17 protein-coding genes are annotated in these 19,614 nt (G+C 73.3%); 10 read left to right on the top strand and 7 right to left on the bottom strand.

Annotation, left to right across the window (positions count from 1 at the left end; genetic code table 11):
• Positions 1–99: 99 nt before the first annotated feature.
• Positions 100–453: a sterol carrier family protein gene (locus C569_RS32170; RefSeq protein ID WP_081635923.1), complete on the bottom strand. Its 354-nt coding sequence runs from the start codon at positions 451–453 to the stop codon at positions 100–102.
• A 160-nt stretch (positions 454–613) separates the two neighbouring features.
• On the opposite strand from C569_RS32170, the gene C569_RS0109055 reads away from it, so the two are divergent.
• Positions 614–2,911 carry a carboxypeptidase-like regulatory domain-containing protein gene (locus tag C569_RS0109055; protein ID WP_026267892.1) on the top strand — a complete coding sequence of 766 codons (2,298 nt, stop codon included), beginning with the start codon at positions 614–616 and terminating at the stop codon, positions 2,909–2,911.
• Between the two features lie 78 nt (positions 2,912–2,989).
• On the opposite strand, the gene C569_RS0109060 is transcribed toward C569_RS0109055, so the two are convergent.
• The 4 genes from C569_RS0109060 to purS form a co-directional block, all read right to left on the bottom strand.
• Positions 2,990–3,739: a 2-phosphosulfolactate phosphatase gene (locus tag C569_RS0109060; protein ID WP_026267893.1), complete on the bottom strand. Its 750-nt coding sequence runs from the start codon at positions 3,737–3,739 to the stop codon at positions 2,990–2,992.
• A gap of 10 nt (positions 3,740–3,749) precedes the next feature.
• A complete protein-coding gene (gene purL, locus C569_RS0109065; RefSeq protein WP_018785471.1) occupies positions 3,750–6,458 on the bottom strand; it encodes a phosphoribosylformylglycinamidine synthase subunit PurL in 2,709 nt (902 codons plus the stop codon).
• 64 nt (positions 6,459–6,522) lie between these two features.
• Positions 6,523–7,206: a phosphoribosylformylglycinamidine synthase subunit PurQ gene (purQ, locus tag C569_RS0109070; protein ID WP_018785472.1), complete on the bottom strand. Its 684-nt coding sequence runs from the start codon at positions 7,204–7,206 to the stop codon at positions 6,523–6,525.
• Entirely contained in the window at positions 7,203–7,466 is a 264-nt protein-coding gene (purS, locus tag C569_RS0109075) for a phosphoribosylformylglycinamidine synthase subunit PurS (RefSeq protein ID WP_013473439.1), read from the bottom strand. Before purS ends, purQ begins: the two co-directional genes overlap by 4 nt.
• 471 nt (positions 7,467–7,937) lie before the next feature.
• On the opposite strand from purS, the gene C569_RS0109080 reads away from it, so the two are divergent.
• Positions 7,938–8,621: a trypsin-like serine protease gene (locus tag C569_RS0109080; RefSeq protein ID WP_018785474.1), complete on the top strand. Its 684-nt coding sequence runs from the start codon at positions 7,938–7,940 to the stop codon at positions 8,619–8,621.
• Positions 8,622–8,627: 6 nt separating this feature from the next.
• Complete coding sequence (locus tag C569_RS0109085; RefSeq protein WP_196806701.1) at positions 8,628–9,209, top strand: YbjQ family protein; 582 nt, start codon at positions 8,628–8,630, stop codon at positions 9,207–9,209.
• 87 nt (positions 9,210–9,296) lie between these two features.
• Here the strand turns inward: C569_RS0109085 and purB are convergent, their stop codons facing one another.
• Together purB and C569_RS0109100 are read right to left on the bottom strand one after the other, a co-directional pair.
• A complete protein-coding gene (purB, locus tag C569_RS0109090) occupies positions 9,297–10,721 on the bottom strand; it encodes an adenylosuccinate lyase (protein WP_018785476.1) in 1,425 nt (474 codons plus the stop codon).
• A 336-nt stretch (positions 10,722–11,057) separates the two neighbouring features.
• Complete coding sequence (locus tag C569_RS0109100; RefSeq protein WP_018785478.1) at positions 11,058–12,350, bottom strand: acetyl-CoA C-acetyltransferase; 1,293 nt, start codon at positions 12,348–12,350, stop codon at positions 11,058–11,060.
• Between the two features lie 55 nt (positions 12,351–12,405).
• On the opposite strand from C569_RS0109100, the gene C569_RS0109105 reads away from it, so the two are divergent.
• The 7 genes from C569_RS0109105 (at position 12,406) to C569_RS0109135 (ending at position 19,470) form a co-directional block, all read left to right on the top strand.
• Complete coding sequence (locus C569_RS0109105) at positions 12,406–13,764, top strand: 3-oxoacyl-ACP reductase (protein WP_018785479.1); 1,359 nt, start codon at positions 12,406–12,408, stop codon at positions 13,762–13,764.
• The gene (locus C569_RS0109110) at positions 13,764–14,837 is read left to right on the top strand and encodes a MaoC/PaaZ C-terminal domain-containing protein (RefSeq protein ID WP_026267894.1); all 1,074 of its coding nucleotides are present in this window, start codon (positions 13,764–13,766) and stop codon (positions 14,835–14,837) included. Before C569_RS0109105 ends, C569_RS0109110 begins: the two co-directional genes overlap by 1 nt.
• Before the next feature lie 80 nt (positions 14,838–14,917).
• On the top strand, positions 14,918–15,676 hold the full coding sequence (locus C569_RS0109115) for an NUDIX domain-containing protein (RefSeq protein ID WP_018785481.1): 759 nt from the start codon (positions 14,918–14,920) through the stop codon (positions 15,674–15,676).
• Positions 15,673–16,560 carry a serine/threonine protein kinase gene (locus C569_RS0109120; protein WP_018785482.1) on the top strand — a complete coding sequence of 296 codons (888 nt, stop codon included), beginning with the start codon at positions 15,673–15,675 and terminating at the stop codon, positions 16,558–16,560. The genes C569_RS0109115 and C569_RS0109120 overlap by 4 nt, the downstream gene beginning before the upstream one ends.
• A 10-nt stretch (positions 16,561–16,570) precedes the next feature.
• The gene (locus C569_RS0109125) at positions 16,571–17,560 is read left to right on the top strand and encodes a hypothetical protein (protein WP_018785483.1); all 990 of its coding nucleotides are present in this window, start codon (positions 16,571–16,573) and stop codon (positions 17,558–17,560) included.
• Positions 17,557–18,816, top strand: coding sequence for an adenylosuccinate synthetase (locus C569_RS0109130; RefSeq protein ID WP_018785484.1), 1,260 nt, complete (start codon positions 17,557–17,559; stop codon positions 18,814–18,816). Before C569_RS0109125 ends, C569_RS0109130 begins: the two co-directional genes overlap by 4 nt.
• 24 nt (positions 18,817–18,840) lie before the next feature.
• Positions 18,841–19,470: a DedA family protein gene (locus C569_RS0109135; RefSeq protein ID WP_026267895.1), complete on the top strand. Its 630-nt coding sequence runs from the start codon at positions 18,841–18,843 to the stop codon at positions 19,468–19,470.
• Positions 19,471–19,614: the final 144 nt, after the last annotated feature.

Here is a 19,614-nt window from a genome sequence, read left to right on the forward strand (position 1 = left end):
CCGGGACCGTCGTCGGCTCTCAGTGTACGCGACCAGCAGCCGACACCGACAGTCACGAGACGCCCACACAGAGTGGGCGGAGTTTGCCCTGCTCGACGCCTAAATCGGGAGGTGCGGGGAGAGGTCAGCCCGGTTTCCGGAGACCCGGATGCGACCCTCAGTGACCGCTTCCGCCCATCCCCGACGTCCGGTGGCGACCGCCAGCCAGGTCGGCGGATCCATCTCCACCACGTTCGGCGGCGTACCACGGGTGTGTCGTGGACCACTCACGCACTGGACCGCACCGTAGGGTGGGACGCGCACCTCCACCGATCGGCCGGGGGCGCGATCCGCGAGGGCAGCCAAGAGGGTCCGGACCGCCGCCCGGAGCACCGGCCGTTCGGGCGAACGCCCCTCGTCCAGCGCCGCCAGTGCGGCGAGTACCGCTTCGGAATAAGCGTGCGGAGAGGACACGACGGGACGATACGACCCGGCAGAACGCCCCCCGACGGCGGCCCTGGGTAGAGATGATCCGGTCAGACAAGGCATAGTTGCCGACGGCGTAATTCGTACCGTGAGTGATCAACCTCGGCCGAGCGGCCGACGCGGGGATCAGACCCGGAAGGCGGTGGACGTGTCAACACACCGACGTGCCTGGAAGCAGCGGGCCGGTGTGGTCGTAGCGCTGGTCTCCGGCGCCCTGCTCACCGTCCCCGCATCTCCCGCCCTCGCCGCCGACGTCAGCGTCTCCCCGGGATCGGCAACGGTCAACGCCGGCAGCGACACCACGATCACCGTCCGGATCACTCCGCAGGACGGCGACCAGAGCGCCGACATCAGCCTGACCGGCCTGCCGTCCGGCGTCAGCTGCGCCTCGGGCTGCGGCCAGGTCAACTTCTCGCCGGGCAACCCGCAGCCCAAGACCCAGCTGCTCACCATCCGCGCCAACGACAACGCGCAGGACGCCAACACGTCGGTCACGGTGCAGGTCCGGCCCGACGACTCCGACCCGGCCACCGGCACCTTCCAGCTGGCGGTCAAGGGCGAGGCCCCGGAGCCGCAGCAGCCGCAGACCGTCAAGACGGTGTCCGGCAAGGTGGTCAACGCCGACGGCCAAGCCATCGAGGGCGCCCTCGTCATGCTCCGCGACAGCGCGGGCAAGGAACGCCGCACCAACACCAGTGGCAACGGCAACTTCAGCTTCAGCGGCTCCGAGTCCAACCCGATCGCGCCCGGCCGGATCGACCTCGGTGCCTCCACCGACGGCGCCTCGCCGGTCGCCCGGTCGATCAACGCGAACGCCGGCCAGTCGGTGACCGGCGTCCGGCTCAGCATCCAGCTGAGGGCGTCGGCGAGCCCGAGCGCCTCCCCGTCGGCGAGTGAGTCCGCCCCGCCGTCCGAGGAGCCGCTCGAGGAGGAGGCGACCGACACCCCGTCGGCCGAGGCGCCCGCCGCGCAGCAGCCGGCCGCGAACGAGGACTCCGGCGGCTTCGGCTCCTGGCTGCTCATCCTGCTCGGCGGCCTCTTCGTCGCCGTCGGCGTGGGCACCATCGTGCTGCTCTACATGCGCCGCAAGAACGAGGGCGACGACGGCGACGGCGACGGTCCGGACGGACCGACCGGTCCGGGTGGCCCCGCTGCGGCCGGTGCGATCCCGGCGGCCCGGGGCGCGTACCACGGGGCTGACGACCAGACCCGGGTGGTGAACGGCATGGGCGCCGGGCCGGCCGCGACGATGGTCGGCGGCCCGTCGATCAGCGACGCCCCCACCATGCTCCAGCGGCCGGTCGTGGACGACGTCCCGCCGGACCCGTACGGCGCCCCGCCCGGCCCGTCCTATGGTGTCGGCGGCGGCCAGGGCGGCTACGGCTACGGCGACGACGCACCGGGCCAGGGCGGCTACGGCGGCGCGGGCGGCTACGGCAACGCGCCGTCCTCGGGCGGCGGCTACGGCAACGGCCCCTCCTCCGGTGCCGGATACGGCAGCCCGGACTACGCCGCCGGTGCCGGTGCCGCGGCCGGAGCGGCCGGCTACGCGGCCCAGGGCGGCGGCTACGGCAACGAGCGCTTCGACGAGCCCACCGGCCGCTACACCGGTGACAGCACGCAGTACGCGCCCGCGGCCGACCCGTACCCGACCAGCACCTACCAGCCCGAGCAGGACCGCGGCTACGACCAGGCCGGCTCGTCCTCGTACGGCCGTGGCCCGGAGCAGGGCGACGGCTATGGCGCAGGCGGTGGCTACGGCGCCGCGTCGGGCGGTTACGACGGCGACCGTCAGCAGGGCGGGTACGGCGATCCCACCGGTGCCTACGGCAACGCAGCGGGTGGTGGCTACGGCGACAACCCGTCCGGCGGGTACGGCGACGCACCGGCATACGGCGGCCGACGTGCGGCGGGCGGCGGCTACGGCGAGGACGCGACCGGCGGCTACGACAACGCCCCTTCGGGTGGCTACCGCGATACCCCGTCCGGCGGCTACGACAGCGGCCGTCAGCAGGGCGGCTACGGCGACGCACCGACCGGCGGCTACGACAACCCCGGTGGCGGCGGCTACGACAGCCGGTCCCAGGGTGGCTACGACAGCGGCGCCGGCGGTTACGACAGTAGTGCGACCGGTGGCTACGACAGCGGCCGTCAGCAGGGCGGATACGGCGACGCACCGACCGGCGGCTACGGCAACGCGGGTGGCGGTTACGACGGCGGTCACCAGTCCGGCGGCTACGGCCAGCAGGCCGGCGGGTACGGCGACGGCTACGGTCAGGCCCCGCAGGGTGGTTACGGCCAGGGCGGTTACGGCCAGGAGCCGCCGCAGCAGCGCGGGGGCGGCTACGACAACGCCTACCCCAACGACCCGGCGCAGGCAGGCCGTGCCCGCCCGGACGGGCAGGCGGACCGTGGCGGACGGCGCCTCGACTGGCTGGACGACTGACAGGCACCGGACGTGGCTGACGACGGCCCGCCGGGATCATCAGGGGCGCGCCCTGCGGGACGGGACCGGAAGCGGTGCTCAGGCGAGGGCGAAGTAGCCCTGGCGGAGTACCGGCACCACGTCGGAGACACCGACCTCGGTCGCGACCGCGACGTCCTCGGCGAAGCCGCCCTCGGCGAGTTCCCGCCCGGAGACGCATCCCCGGACCGCCGCCGGCACGTCCGGCGTGCTCGCCAGCGCGGCGAGCGCCATCGCGGCCTCCACCGAGAGCCCACCCGGCACGTCGGCGAGCGCGTCGAGCACGCAGGCCGCACCGAGCTGGTCCTCCACGCACGGCCGGAGCGACCCGTCGGGCCAGCGCTCCCCGGCCGCCACCACGCCCACCGGGGCGTCCGTCGAGCCGTACCCCTCGGCGCGCAGCCAGCGCCCGACGGCGGGTGCGTTACGCAGGCACGCCGCGACCACCGGCACCCCGGTGGCGCTCGCGGCGGCGCTGATCGCCGAACCGTTCGGTGACGGCAACACCAGGTCGGGGACGACCGGCGCGGCCCGCAGTGCCGCCGGAGACAGCGACCACGGGTGCTCCGCAGTCATCTTCCGGCGGCCCACAGCGGCCACGGCCCCCATCCGGCGGGCGTAGTCGGCGGCCTGCTCACCCCACGGGAACGGGTGCACCCGCATGCCACGGCTCACCGCCACCTCCACGGTGGTGGTGAACGACAACACGTCCACCACCACCAGGGCGGCACAGACCCGGCCGAGTTCCGCCGCCCCGGTCAGTCCCCAGTCGAACCGGGCACCGGCGCCGGGTTGGGCGAAGACGGCCAGGGCCAGCGCCTCAGCGCTGACCCGGCGCCGGCTCACCGGGAGCCGGACGGTCGGATCCGTCGGCGGCCGCCGACTCGTCCGGGGCCGGGGTTTCGTCGACGGCCGGCGTCACGTCGGCCGGCGCGGCCTCGCCCGGCGCCGCCGCAGCGGGCGCGTCGGACTCCGCCGTGGGGGCGGGCGCGGACGCCTCGGCCTCGGCGGGCTGCGTGTCCCGGCCGGCCTTGGCGATCGGCTCGGCGTCGACAGCGGCCGGGTCCACGCCTACCGGCTGCTCCGCCGTGGCCGGAAGCACAGTGGTCGTCCCGGTACGGGTCGCCTCCACCTCCACGTGCGCCGCCTCGGCCACACCGAACAGGCGCGGGAGCGTCCCGGTGTGTACCTCGCGCAGCTCGTCCAGGCCGAACCGGAACTGACCGTGCACCTCCAGCGCACCGGAGGCCGGGTCGGTGACGCCGATGAACTCCCACGGCACGCCGCGCTCGGCGCAGAGGGCGGTGAACGCCTTCTCGTGGCCGCGCGGCACCGACACCAGCACGCGGCCGGCGGACTCGCTGAACAGGAACACGAACGGCATCGAACCACCCGCGAAGTGCTCCGGCACCACGACCCGGGCGCCCACGCCGCGGCGCAGGGCCGACTCGACCAGGCTCTGCGCCAGGCCGCCGTCGGACAGGTCGTGCGCGGAGCTGAGGTGCCCGACCCGGGCCGCCTCGGCCAGCAGCTCGGCGAGCTGCCGCTCGCGGGCCAGGTCGACCTGCGGGGGGATGCCGCCCAGGTGCTCGTGGGTCACCCAGGCCCACTCCGAGCCGGACAACTCGACGTGCGTCTCGCCCAGCAGGAACAGCTGGTCGTGGTCGCCGGCCGGACGCGGCACGAAGCCCATCTGCACCCGGTCGGCGACGTCGTCGAGCACACCGAGCACGCCGACCACCGGGGTCGGGTGGATGGCCGCGGCGCCGGTCTGGTTGTAGAAGCTGACGTTGCCGCCGGTCACCGGGATGCCCAGCTCCAGGCAGCCGTCCGCGAGGCCACGCACGGCCTCGGCGAACTGCCACATCACGCCCGGGTCCTCCGGCGAGCCGAAGTTCAGGCAGTTGGTGACCGCGATCGGCTTCGCGCCGGTCACCGCCACGTTCCGGTACGCCTCGGCCAGCGCCAGCTTCGTCCCGTGGTACGGGTCGAGGCGGGCGTACCGGCCGTTGCCGTCGACGGAGAGCGCGACACCGAGGCCGCTGCGCTCGTCGATCCGGATCACGCCGGAGTCCTCCGGCTGGGCGAGCACGGTGTTGCCGAGCACGTACCTGTCGTACTGCTCGGTGACCCAGGTCTTGTCGGCCAGGTTCGGCGACGCGATCATGCGCAGCACGGTCTCCCGGAGCGCCTCCGGGGTGCTCGGCCGGGGCAGCGTCTCGGCGCGGTCGGCCTGGAGCAGGATCAGGTCGGCCGGCTCGCGCATCGGCCGGGCGTACACCGGGCCGTCGTCGACGAGCGAGCCCGGCGGCACGTCCACCACGAGCTGGTCGCGCCAGGTGACGATCAGCCGGCCCGGCTGGCCGTCCGCCGACGGCGCGGTGACCTCGCCGATGGCAGTGGCCCAGACGCCCCACTTCTCGGCGGTCTTGAGCACCGCGTCGAGCTTGTCCGGCGAGACGACGAGCAGCATCCGCTCCTGGGACTCGCTGGCCAGGATCTCGTGCGGCTCCATCGAGGGCTCGCGCAGCGGCACGCGCTCCAGCCAGACCCGCATGCCGGTGCCGGCGGAGGCGGCGGTCTCGGTGAGGGCGCAGGTCAGGCCGGCGCCGCCGAGGTCCTGGATGCCGACGACCAGTTCGGCGTCGTACAGCTCCAGGCATGCCTCGATGAGCAGCTTCTCCATGAAGGGGTCGCCCACCTGCACGGACGGGCGGCGCTGCTCGCTGCCCTCGTCGAAGGTGGCGCTGGCGAGCACCGACACGCCGCCGATGCCGTCGCGGCCGGTCTTGGCGCCCATCAGCACCACGACGTTGCCGGGGCCGGTGGCGTCCTTCTTCTGGAGCCGGTCGACCGGCAGCACGCCCAGGCAGAGCGCGTTGACCAGCGGGTTGCCCTGGTAGCAGGGGTCGAAGACGACCTCGCCGCCGATGTTGGGCAGGCCCAGGCAGTTGCCGTAGCCGCCGACGCCGGCGACCACGCCGGGCAGTACCCGGGCGGTGTCCGGGTGGTCGGCCGCGCCGAAGCGCAGCGGGTCCATCACGGCGACCGGGCGGGCGCCCATGGCGAGGATGTCGCGGACGATGCCGCCGACGCCGGTCGCCGCGCCCTGGTACGGCTCGACGAAGCTCGGGTGGTTGTGCGACTCGACCTTGAACGTCACCGCCAGCTCGTCGGAGACCCGGACCACGCCGGCGTTCTCCCCGATGCCGGCGAGCAGCCGGTCGCTCGGCGGCGCCTTCTCGCCGAACTGGCGCAGGTGCACCTTGCTCGACTTGTAGGAGCAGTGCTCGCTCCACATGATCGAGTACATGGCCAGCTCGGCCTGGGTGGGCCGGCGGCCGAGGATGTGCCGGATCCGGTCGTACTCGTCGTCGCGGAGGCCCAGCTCGGCGTACGGCTGAAGCTCCTCCGGCGAGTCGGCGGCCCGGGACACGGTGTCCACGCCCGGCGCCCAGTCGTCGGTCGGGCCGGCCTGCGGCACCACGCCCTGTGGCTCGCGCGGGGCCGGGTCCGGATGGGTGGTCATGACGTCTCCTTGCTGCGCTCGCCGCCGGTGCGGCGGGTGGGCCGACCGATGTTCCCGGCCACCATCACGCCGGCGCTCCCACCAGATGCTTGAGCACCGAGGTGAAGAAGCCGAGGCCGTCCAGGGAGGGGCCGGTGAGCGCCTCCACCGCGTGCTCGGGGTGCGGCATGATGCCCACGACGTTGCCGGCCTCGTTGGTGATCGCCGCGATGTCGCGCTGCGATCCGTTGGGGTTGCCGCCGACGTAGCGGGCGACGACGCGGCCCTCGCCCTCCAGCCGGTCGAGCGTCGCGGGGTCGGCGACGTAGCAGCCCTCACCGTTCTTGACCGGGATCAGCACCTCCTGGCCCGGCTGGAACGCGTTCGTCCAGGCGGTGCCGGTGCTCTCGATCCGCAGGACCTGGTCCCGGTTGCGGAAGTGCAGGTGCTGGTTGCGGGTGAGCGCGCCGGGCAGCAGGTGCGCCTCGCAGAGGATCTGGAAGCCGTTGCAGATGCCGAGCACCGGCAGGCCACCGCGCGCGGCCTGGACGATCGTCTCCATCACCGGGGCGAACCGGGCGATGGCGCCGCAGCGCAGGTAGTCGCCGTAGGAGAAGCCGCCGGGCAGGACGACGGCGTCCACCCCGTGCAGGTCCGGGTCGCCGTGCCAGAGCCGGACCGCCTCGGCGCCGGCGATCCGTACGGCCCGGGCCGCGTCCCCGTCGTCGAGCGAGCCGGGGAAGGTGACCACACCGACCCGGGCGGTCACGACTGCGCGCCCGCGGTCTCGTCGGCGGTGACCACCCGGACGGTGAAGTCCTCGATGACCGGGTTGGCAAGCAGCTTGTCGGCGATCTCCCGGGCCCGGTCCAGGTCCGGTTCGCCGGTGAACTCGATCTCGATCCGCCTGCCGATCCGAACCGAGGCGACGTCACTGACGCCGAGCCGGGGCAGCGCGTTTGCGACGGCCTGGCCCTGCGGATCGAGGATCTCGGGCTTGAGCATGACGTCGACGACGACGCGAGGCACTGGGCACTCCTGACTGTGTACGCAGTTGGGTGCCGGCCCAACAATCGGGCGAGCGCAGCCAGCGTACCTGGCAGATACCGCCCGGCCCGCACCGGCCGGGGGCAGTTCCGGCACTGATCTGCCGCACCCGCGGCACCGGACGGGCACCGTTGCCCGTTCGTTGCGGCGTCGATGCGAATTCGTTGCGCTGCGTGCTTGCCGGAGCTTTCCGGCAACGCCTCCCAGCAGGCATTCTGCCGCGAAACACCCCACCTTGGACCGGTATCCGACAGCGCGTCGGCGCGCCACGCGGCGCACGTCACGCCATCGGCCTAATTCGATCCACACCTTGTGACAGAGGGCGTCGCGGCCGTAGCATGCATCGTCAGATGTCGATGACTGGGATCGACGTCCCTCGCCGGCCCACCCCATCCGGCGGGTGTCACCCCCTGCCCGGTAACCCCGGGCGTCCGCGCAGAAGGAGCCCCGACAATGCGTCTCCGTCCCCTGCTCGCCGTGCTGACCACCGCGCTGGCCGGCGTCCTGGTCACCGCCTCCGGCGCCGCCGCCGCACCGGCCGGCCCTCAGCCGATCATCGGCGGCGGCACCGTCTCGTCCGCGCCGTGGGCCGCCGCCGTCTTCAGCAACGGCTCGTTCACCTGCTCCGGCAGCGTCATCGCGCCCCAGTGGGTGCTCACCGCCCGGCACTGCGTCAGCGGCACCATGTCGGTGCGCGTCGGCAGCGTCTACCGCGCCTCGGGCGGCGTGACCCGCACCGTGAGCGCCTCGTACAGCCGCTACGACCTGGCCCTGCTGCGCCTGTCCAGCACGGTCAGCACCTCCGCCGTGTCACTGGCCACCAGCAACCCGCCGGTCGGCTCCACGAACACCATCTACGGCTGGGGCATGACCTGCTACAGCGGGTGCAGCGCGTCGTCGCAGCTCAAGACCGCCAGCGTCCGGGTGACCAGCAACAGCGCCACCGACGCGTACGGCGGCCAGGCGATCCGGAGCACCCGGATCAACGGCAACGCGTGGCGGGGCGACTCGGGCGGTCCGCAGTTCTACAACGGGCGGCAGGTCGGCGTCGCCTCCACCGCCGACGGCCAGAGCATCCAGAACTACGGCAGTGTCGCGTACAACCGGGCCTGGATCACCTCGACGGCCGGTGTCTGACGGTTGATGCCGTTGCGGCGCGGATCGGTCGGGTGCGGCCCGACCGTCCGCGCCGCGCCGTTTTGCAGCATCCGATCAGCTGAACACGGCTCGCGAACCACCCGGCCGGGGACTGACAGCATCGGAAGGGTGCTGGTCGTGACGACGGATCAACTGCCCGGCTACGAGATCCGCCAGATCCTCGGCGAAGTGGTCTCCTCGATGGCGAGGACCCGCAACCCGTACCGCGAGGGGGTCAAGAACCTGCGCGGTGGCGCCTACGACCCGATGGCGCCGGACAACCTGACCCGATGGCGTACCGACTCGGTGGCCCGCCTCGGCGAGGAGGCGCGCCGCCTGGGCGCGAACGCGGTGATCGGCATGCGCTTCGACAGCCGCGACTGCGGCGAGATGTGGATGGAGATCTGCGCGTACGGCACGGCGGTGATCGTCGCGCCGAAGATGCCGGACGTCATGCCGCCGGACCAGCCCGCGATCGCGGCCGAGACCGCCCACGACCCGGAGATCGCCTCCGCCCCCGGCGGCATCGCCGAACCCGCGTCCGCCCCCAACCTGAGTTCCGCGGCCGAAACCCCCACCGGCCCCTGACCCCCTTGCTCTGCCGCGTCGATCATGAAGTTGACGGCAGAAATGACCTCCCTGAGTGCCGCCAACTTCAGTGATCGACCAGAAAGGTCAGAGGATGGGGGGTGGGGAGTAGGCCGCCGCGTGGGGGTGGGCTTCGACGACCCTGGTGATTCTTGCGGTCACCCGGGCGACCTGGTCGGTGGCGGCGCCCACGAAGGCGTTGCGATCGGCGACCAGGGTGTCGATCTCGGGCCGGGTCAGGCCCAGGCGGCCGTCGGCGGCCAGGCGGTCGAACAGGTCGTTCTCGGCCGCGCCCTTCTCCCGCATCGCCAGCGCCACGGCGACCGCGTGCTCCTTGATCACCTCGTGCGCGACCTCCCGGCCCACACCCCGGCGTACGGCCGCCACCAGGATCTTCGTGGTGGCCAGGAACGGCAGGAAGCGCTCCAGCTCCCGGTTGATCACCGCCGGGTACGGGCCGAACTCGTCCAGCACGGTGAGGAACGTCTGGAACAGCCCGTCGGCGGCGAAGAACGCGTCGGGCAGCGCGACCCGGCGCACCACCGAGCAGGAGACGTCACCCTCGTTCCACTGGTCGCCGGCCAGCTCGCCGACCATCGACAGGTAACCCCTGATGATCACCGCGAAGCCGTTCACCCGCTCCGACGAACGCGTGTTCATCTTGTGCGGCATCGCGCTGGAACCGACCTGACCCGGCTTGAAGCCCTCGGTGACCAGCTCCTGGCCCACCATGAGCCGGATCGTGGTGGCCAGCGACGACGGCGCGGCGGCCACCTGGGCCAGCGCCGAGAGCACGTCGAAGTCCAGCGAACGCGGGTAGACCTGGCCGACGCTGTCCAGCACCCGGCTGAACCCCAGGTGCCCGGCCACCCGATGCTCCAGCTCGGCCACCTTGCCGGCGTCGCCGTCGAACAGGTCGAGCTGGTCGGCGGCGGTGCCCACCGGCCCCTTGATCCCCCGCAGCGGGTAGCGGCCGATCAGATCCTCCAGCCGCTCGTACGCGATCAGCAGCTCCTCCGCCGCCGACGCGAACCGCTTGCCGAGCGTGGTGGCCTGCGCGGCGACGTTGTGCGACCGGCCGGTCATCACCAGCGCCGAGTACTCCCCGGCGTGCCAGCCCAGCCGGGCCAGCGTGGCGACCACCCGGTCCCGGATCAGCTCCAGCGAGGCGCGGATCTGGAGCTGCTCGACGTTCTCGGTGAGGTCGCGGGAGGTCATCCCCTTGTGCACGTGCTCGTGCCCGGCGAGCGCGCTGAACTCCTCGATCCGGGCCTTCACGTCGTGCCGGGTGACCCGCTCCCGGGCCGCGATCGAGGCCAGGTCGACCTGGTCGACCACCCGCTCGTACGCCTCGACCACCCCGTCCGGCACCGGCACGCCGAGGTCACGCTGGGCCTTGAGCACCGCCAGCCAGAGCCGGCGCTCCATCCGGACCTTCTCCTCCGGCGACCAGAGGGCGACAAGTTCGGGCGAGGCGTACCGGTTGGCGAGCACGTTCGGGATCGTCGTCACGTACCTCAGTCTTTCATGAGGCCCGGGCCGGCCCCGGCGACGCCGGTACCCGGTCCAGCCGGTAGGCGGGCCGGACCGGGACGCGGCGTCAGCTCAGCCGGATCTCCGGGTCCAGCGCGACCGCGGCCATCTCCTCGGCCGTCAGCAGGTGTGCCAGTCCCGGCAGAGCAGGTACGCCGTCCGGCGCAGCGGCTCCAGCCGGGCGGTCACGTAGTCGCGGAACTCCTCGTCACGCCCGGTCACGGGGTGCCGCTCCTCGTTCGCCTCATGCCCAGGGGACGGAACGGGTTGGCGGGCGGGTTGCCCGCCCGGTGAAGAACCGGGCGGGCGTCGGCGTCAGCGCTCCAGGATCGCTGTCACGCCCTGTCCACCGGCCGCGCAGATGGAGATCAGGCCGCGCCCGCTCCCCTTGGCGTCCAGCAGCTTGGCCAGCGTGGCGACGATCCGGCCGCCGGTGGCGGCGAACGGGTGCCCGGCCGCCAGCGACGAGCCGTTGACGTTCAGCTTGTCCCGGTCGATCGAGCCGAGCGGGCCGTCCAGGCCGAGGCGCTCCTTGCAGAACTCCGGCGACTCCCAGGCGGCAAGGGTGGCCAGCACCTGCGAGGCGAACGCCTCGTGGATTTCGTAGTAGTCGAAGTCCTGCAGGCTCAGCCCGGCCCGGGCCAGCATCCGGGGCACCGCGTACGCGGGCGCCATCAGCAGGCCCTCGTCGCCGTGCACGAAGTCGACGGCGGCGGTCTCGGACCAGGAGAACCAGGCCAGCACCGGCAGGTTGTGCGCCTTGGCCCACTCCTCGGAGGCGAGCAGCACCGTCGACGCGCCGTCGGTGAGCGGCGAGGAGTTACCGGCGGTCATGGTGGCCCGCTCGGCGTCCGCGCCGGAGGCGCCGAAGACCGGCTTGAGCGAGCCGAGCTTCTCCAGGCTGGTGTCCGGCCGCAGGTTCTGGTCCCGGGTCAGCCCGAGGTAGGGGGTCATCAGGTCGTCGAAGAACCCCTTGTCGTACGCGGCGGCGAGCCGCTGGTGCGAGCGCAGTGCCAGTTCGTCCTGCGCGGTCCGGTCCACGTTCCAGCGCAGCGCGGTCCGGGCCGCGTGCTCACCCATCGAGAGCCCGGTACGCGGCTCGGCGTTGCGCGGGATGTCCGGCTTGAACGGCTGGTGCGGGCGCAGCTTCGCCGCGATCTTGAGTCGTTCGCCGAGCGTACGGGCGGAGTTGAGCTGGAGCAGCGTGCGCCGCATGTCCTCGTTGACGGCGAGCGGCGCGTCCGAGGTGGTGTCGGCGCCACCGGCGATGCCGACCTCGATCTGCCCGAGGGCGATCTTGTTGGCGACCAGGATGGCGGCCTCCAGTCCGGTGCCGCAGGCCTGCTGGATGTCGTACGCGGGGGTGTGCGGATCGAGCCGGGAGCCGAGCACCACCTCACGGGTGAGGTTGAAGTCGCGTGAGTGCTTGAGCACCGCACCGGCCACGACCTCGCCGATCCGCTCGCCGGCCAGCCCGAACCGGGCGACCAGCCCGTCGAGCGCCGCACCGAGCATGTCCGCGTTCGACGCGTGCGCGTAGCGCGAGTTGGACCGGGCGAAGGGGATGCGGTTGCCCCCGATGACCGCGACCCGCCGGACACTCTGCACGATCGGCCTCCCTCGAAACTGTTGCCCAAACCCTACTCGCCAGTAGGCTACGCCTATGACCGACAGGTACGCGAGCTTCGTCCAGACAGGGGCCGGTCGCGCGCTGGTCAAGCGCCTCGGGCTGCCCGACCCGCCCCGACTGCGCCGGCACACGCCGGGCGACCCCCTCGTTCCCGGGCCGGTCCTGCTCGGCTCCTCGGCCGGCGGCCGGATCGCCGAGCCGGCCGGGAAGATCCTGACCGCCGCCGGGGTCGAGCTGGCCGATCCGGTCGCCGCCCACGACGCCGACCGCCGCTTCGCGGCCCTGGTGTACGACGCCAGCGGCATCACCGACTCCGCCGGACTGCGTCAGCTCTACGACTTCTTCCACCCGCAGGCCCGCTCGCTGCTGCCCAGCGGCCGGGTGATCGTGCTGGGCACCCCGCCGGCCGAGTGCGGCTCTCCCCGGGAGGCTACCGCCCAGCGCGCGCTGGAGGGCCTGACCCGCAGCATCGGCAAGGAGTTCGGCCGGGGCGTGACCGCCCAGCTCGTCTACGTGACACGCGAGGGTGACGCCGGCACGCCGGTGAGTCTGGAGGCCACGCTCCGGTTCCTGCTCTCCGGCCGTTCCGCGTACGTCTCGGGCCAGGTCGTGCGCGTCGGCGCCGGCACCGCCGTCGCACCGGCCGACTGGGACCGGCCGCTTTCCGGCCAGGTGGTGCTGGTGACCGGCGCGGCCCGGGGCATCGGCGCGGCGCTCGCGAAGGTGCTGGCACGCGACGGCGCCCAGGTGGTGGCGCTGGACATCCCGGCGGCCGGGGACGAGCTGGCCGCCGTCGCCAACGACATCGGCGGCAGCGCGGTGCAGCTCGACCTGACCGCGCCGGACGCGCCGACACGGCTGGCGGAGCATCTGGCGTCCCGCCACGGCCGGGTCGACGCGGTGGTGCACAACGCGGGCATCACCCGGGACAAGACGCTGGGCCGGATGGACGCCGACCGGTGGGACTCGGTGATCGACGTGAACCTGTCCAGCCAGGAGCGCATCAACGACGTGCTGCTGGAACGCGACCTGATCCCGGCCGGTGGCCGGATCGTGTCGGTCTCGTCGATCGCCGGGATCGCCGGCAACCGGGGGCAGACCAACTATGCGACGAGCAAGGCCGGCGTGATCGGCCTCGTCGACTCGCTCTCCCCGGTGCTTCGCGAGCGCGGGATCAGCCTGAACGCGGTGGCGCCGGGCTTCATCGAGACCCGGCTGACCGCGCGTATCCCGCTGGCCATCCGCGAGGTGGGACGGCGGATGAACAGCATGGCCCAGGGCGGCCTGCCGGTGGACGTGGCCGAGACGATCGGCTGGCTCTCCTGGCCGGCGTCCGGCGCGGTGAGCGGCAACGTGGTCCGGGTCTGCGGCCAGAGCCTGCTGGGGGCGTGATGGCGAAGGACCAGAACGACGACCTGAGCCTGCACGACCTGATCGAGGGCCCCACCCGCGACCTGACCGCAGCCCGTGCCGCCGCCCTCGCCCGCACCCAGGCCCGATCCACCTCCGACGATCATGAAGTTGACGGCACTTCTGAAGATCCACGAGGCAGCCAACCTCATGATCGACGGAGTGAGGGGGCGAGTGAGGGGGCGGGGCCGGGCGCGCGGCGGCGGGTCGCGTTGGAGCGGCTGCCCGCCAGTGGGGCGCTGTACCGGCGGGCGCTGCTGGGAGTGGTGCCGGGGGTCGGGGGGCGGCGTGGCGGGGACGTGCCGGAGGTCGAACTCGCCGTCTCCGGGGTCGCCGTGGATCCGGGGCACCTGGCTGACTACGACCGAGTGTGCGGGTTCCGGCTGACCGACCGGCTGCCGGCCACGTACCTGCACGTGCTCGGGTTCCCGCTGTCGCTGCGGCTGATGACGAGCCCGGGCTTCCCGATCCCGCTCACCGGCGTGGTGCACGTGGCCAACCGGATCACCGTGCACCGCCCGGTAGAGGCCGGCGAGACGGTCGACTTCCACACGTACGCGGAGAACCTGCGCCCGCACGAGCGGGGCCGCCAACTCGACGTGGTGCTCATCGGGTCGATCGGTGGCGAGGAGGTCTGGCGCGGCGTGTCCACGTACCTCGGGAAGGAGCGCGCCGCGGGCGGCGGTCCGCGGCGCGACCGGGGTGACCGCCCGGCTCCGCCGGCCGCCTCGGCGCGGTGGCGGGTGACGCCCCGGGTGGGTACGGACTACGCCCGCGTCTCCGGCGACCACAACCCGATCCACACGTCGAAGCTGGGCGCGCGGCTGTTCGGCTTCCCGCGCCCGATCGCGCACGGCATGTGGAGCAAGGCCCGCTGCCTGGCCGCGCTGGAGCCGCGGCTGTCCGAGTCGTACACGGTGGACGTGTCGTTCAAGCTGCCGGTGCCGCTGCCGTCGACCGTGGCGTTCAGCGCCTCGGCGACCGGCGCTGGCTGGGACTTCGCGCTGCACGGCGCCCGGGACGGGAAACCGCATCTGGTCGGTTCCGTGCGCTGAGCGAAAGAGGGGACTTGCCGTCCCCTCATTTCGCGGCTAAGTTGTTCTCAGATTGAGTTGTTCTCAACCTGAGAGAGTAGGTGGCCGTGAACGAGCAGGACTTCCTGGCCGGGTACGACCCCCGGGACTACCCGGCGGTCGCGGTCACCGTCGACGTGGTCGCGCTGACCATCCGCGAGGGCGCGCTGCACCTGCTGCTGATCCGCCGCGGCGCACCGCCCTACGCGGGGCACTGGGCGCTGCCCGGCGGCTTCGTCCACCCGGACGAGGACCTGGCCGCGGGCGCCCGCCGGGAACTGGCCGAGGAGACCGGCCTCGGCGGCGAGCGCCTGCGCCGGGTGCACCTGGAACAGCTCGGCAGCTACGGCGCCCCCGACCGCGACCCCCGCATGCGGGTCGTCTCGGTCGCCCACCTGGCGTTCGCCCCCGACCTGCCCGACCCGGTCGCCGACACCGACGCCGACGAGGCGACCTGGCTGCCGGTGACCGCGCTGAACAGCCGGCAGCTCGCCTTCGACCACGGCCGGATCATCGACGACGGGCTTGAGCGCGCCCGCTCCAAGCTGGAGTACACGCCGCTGGCCACCCGGTTCCTCGCCCCCGAGTTCACAGTCACCGAGCTGCGGGAGGTCTACGAGACGGTGTGGGGCCACCCGCTGCACGCCGGCAACTTCCACCGCAAGGTGCTCTCGGTGCCCGGCTTCGTGGAGAGCACCGGCGCCAGCACCGAACGCGGCGGCGCGCGCGGCGGCCCCCGGGCCAAGCTCTACCGCGCCGGAGACGCCCGGCTGCTGCACCCGGCGCTGCTGCGCCCCGCCCGGGAGGAGACGGTGCGGTGAGTACCGAGGAGGCGATCCGGCTGGTCACGGCCGACCCGCTGGTACGCGCCGCCGCGGCCGACGCGCTCGTCACCGTCACCACCCGGTGGCGCACGCCCGCCCCCGCGTACACCGGCGACGTCGCCACCCTGCACGAACGCAAGGAAGGGCCCCTTGTTAACGCCTCCGGTAGAGGAGGGGCCCCTTCTTATCACCTGGCGAAGGTGACCCGGCACCCCGGCGACAACGACCTGATGGCCCGCGAGGCGCGCGCGTTGCGCCGAATCGCCGAGCACGGCGACGCCCGGCACCTCGCGTACGTGCCCAAGCTTGTCGACTCCTACCCGGCGCGCGACCCGTCGACGGGCGTGCAACGACAGGTGAACGAGCTGGTGACCGTACCCGGGCTGCACAGCCTGGACGACGTGCGCCGCGCGTACCCGGACGGGCTGGACCCGCGCGACGCGGCCTGGATGTGGCGGCGGCTGCTCGTGGCGCTCGGCCTGGCCCACCGGGCCGGCGTGGTGCACGGCGCGGTGCTGCCCCGGCACGTGCTGATCGAGCCGGACGCGCACGGCGTGGTGCTCGTCGACTGGTGCTTCTCTGCCGACCCGGGCGGGCTCGTGCCGGCGCTGGTGCCCGGTCACGAAGACTGGTATCCGCCGGAGGTCGCCGAGAAGCGGCAGTGCGGGCCCGGCACCGACATCGCGATGGCCGCCCGCTGCATGACCTGGCTGATGGGCGACCACGCACCGCGCGAGTTGCGCGCCTTCGCCGACGGCTGCCAGGGCACCGCGCTCGCCACCCGGCCGGACGACGCCTGGCGGCTGCTGCGCGAACTGGACGAGGTGCTGCACCGGCTGTACGGGCCGCGCACCTTCCGACCCTTCACCCTCAACCCGTAGGGAGGCTGCCATGGGCAGTGGAATCTGGTCCACCGACGTGTACGACGCCGCCGACCGGTACCGACGCCGCACCGGCAGGAGCGCGTTCTCGTACAGCGACAGCGGCGCCCGGAAGGTGCACCCGGCGCTCGACCCGCGCGACGCGCTGCGGGAGAGCCGCGACTCCGCCGAGCACCCGCAGTCGACCCCGATCGCCGTGCTGTTCGACGTCACCGGCTCGATGGGCCACGTGCCAAGGGTGCTGCAGAGCAAGCTGCCGCAGCTGCTCGGCCTGCTGCTGCGCCAGGGGTACGCGAAGGACCCGCAGGTCATGTTCGGCGCGATCGGCGACGCCACCTGCGACCGGGTGCCGTTGCAGGTCGGCCAGTTCGAGTCCGACAACCGGATGGACGACGACCTCGGCCGGATCGTGCTGGAGGGCGGCGGTGGCGGCCAGATGACGGAGTCGTACGAGCTGGCGCTGTACTTCATGGCCCGGCACACGGCCACCGACAGCTGGGACAAGCGCGGCCGGCGCGGCTACCTGTTCATCATCGGCGACGAGCTGGCGTACCCGGCGGTGAAGACCGCCGAGGTGGCCCGGCTGATCGGCGACGATCTGCGCGAGGACATCCCGGTCCGGCAGGTGGTGGACGAGGTGACCGCGCGCTGGGACACCTACTACCTGCTGCCCGCCGGCAGCCACTACGCGGGCAACCGCAAGGTGCTGGACTTCTGGCGCGGCCTGCTCGGGCAGAACGCGGTCGAGCTGGACGACCTGGACGCGGTCTGCGAGACGATCGCGCTCACCGTCGGGCTCGGCGAGCAGGCCATCGACCTGGACGCCGGGCTGCGCGACCTGGACCGGGCCGGCTCCACCGCCACCCGTACGGTCTCGAAGGCCCTGGCGCGGCTCGGCTCGGGCCGCCGCACGGTGGCGACGCTGCCGTCCAGCCCGACGCTGCCGTCCAGCCCGACGCTGCCGTCCAGCCCGGCCGACGGCGGGGTCACCCGGCTGTGAACCACGTGACGGTGGTCGACCTCGGCTACGGCGACGCCGGCAAGGGCACCGTGGTGGACCTGCTCTGCGCCACCCGGCAGGTGCACTCGGTGGTCCGGTTCAACGGGGGCGCGCAGGCGGCACACAACGTCGTCCTGCGCGACGGGAGGCACCACACGTTCGCGCAGTTCGGCGCCGGGACGTTCCGTCCCGGGGTGCGCACGCACCTGGCGCGGCACGTGGTGGTGGACCCGCTGGCCCTGGCCGCCGAGGCCGACCACCTCGCGTCGGTCGGCGTGCCCGACGCGCTCGACCGTCTGACGGTGGACGGGGAGGCGCTGCTCGCCACCCCGTACCACCGGGCCGCGAACCGGGCCCGGGAGATCGCCCGGGGAGCCGACCGGCACGGCTCCTGCGGGCTCGGGGTGGGCGAGGCGGTCGCGTACGGCCTCGCCCACCCCGACGAGGCGCCCCGGGTGGCCGACTGCCACCGCCCGGCGGTGCTGCGCCGGCGGCTGACCGCGCTGCGCGACCGGCTCACCGCCGAACTGGGCCCGCTGGACGCGCCGCCGGTGGACGACTGCCTGCCCGCGTACGCGGCCTTCGCACGGCGGGTGGCGATCGTCGACCGGACCTGGCTGGCATCCGCGTTGCGCGCGGGCACCTGCGTGTTCGAGGGCGCGCAGGGGGTGCTGCTGGACGAGTGGCACGGCTTCCACCCGTACACCACGTGGAGCACCACGACGTTCGCCAACGCCGAGACGCTGCTCGCCGAGGCGGGGATGGCCGGCACCGCGCAGCGGCTCGGCGTCCTGCGGACCACCACCACCAGGCACGGTCCCGGGCCGCTGGTCACCGAGGACGCGGCGCTGCCGTTCACCGACCGGCACAACGGGACGAACCCCTGGCAGGGCCGGTTCCGGTTCGGGCACTTCGACGCGGTCGCCCACCGGTACGCGCTGGAGGTGGCCGGTGGCGTGGACGGGCTGGCGCTCACCCACGTCGACCTGGCCGGTCCGGAGCTGCGGATCTGCCGCCGGTACGAGGACATGGGCCGGCTGGTTCCCGGCCCGGCCGGTGACCTGGACCGGCAGGCGGCGCTCACGCAGCGGCTGCTGCGGACCCGGCCGGTGCTGGGCGAGGCGCCCGCCGACTGGCCGGCTGCGGTCTCGGAGGCGCTGGGCGCACCGGTGGTGCTCACCTCGCACGGGCCCACGGCGCGGGAGAAGGAAGGGCCCCTTGTTAACGCCTTTTGCAGAGGAAGGGCCCCTGCTTAACACCGCACCCCCGAGCATGGGTGCATGGGGGACATGATCGACCTGCTGCACCACACGGTGACGTCGCCGTGGGTGTACCTGGTGATCATCGCGGTCACCGCGGTCGACGCGTTCTTCCCGGCCGTACCGGGCGAGACTGTGGTGATCACCGCGGGGGTCTTCGCGGCCGGCGGCGAGCCGAGCCTGGCGCTGGTGATCGTGACCGCCGCGCTCGGCGCGCTCGTCGGCGACCACATCTCGTACGCGATCGGGCGCGGCGGCGGCGCGCACCGGCTGGCCCGCTCCCCGGCGGACAGCAGGCGGCGGGCCGGCTCGGAGTGGGCCCGCCGGGCGGTCGACAGGCGCGGCGGGATGATCCTGACCACCGCCCGGTACGTCCCCGGCGGCCGGACCGCGGTCACGCTGACCATGGGCGCGGTCCGCTACCCGGCGCGCACGTTCCTGCTGTACGACGGCCTGGCGTGTGTCACCTGGGGGACCTACTGCGGGCTGCTCGGCTACTTCGGCGGCCTGGCGTTCGAGCACAACCCGCTGTCCGGGCTGCTCGCCGGCGTCGCCATCTCGCTGGCCGTCACCGGCCTGTTCGAGGCCGTCCGCTGGGGCCGGCGCAGAGCACGGGCCCGGGCCGCCCGCCGCCGACCACCATGCCCGTGAGATGGCCGGGAGCGTCCCGAGCAGGTACGCGGCGAGTTGCCGGCGGTGCCGGCCCGCCAGGGCGTGACCACGACGGCCGCCCAGGCGGCCAGGACCAGCCAGCACACGGCGGCCACGGCGGGCAGCACCCAGCGGCGCGGCGAG

The sequence above is a fragment of the Micromonospora sp. CNB394 genome (assembly GCF_000374985.1).
GTDB lineage: Bacteria > Actinomycetota > Actinomycetes > Mycobacteriales > Micromonosporaceae > Micromonospora > Micromonospora marina.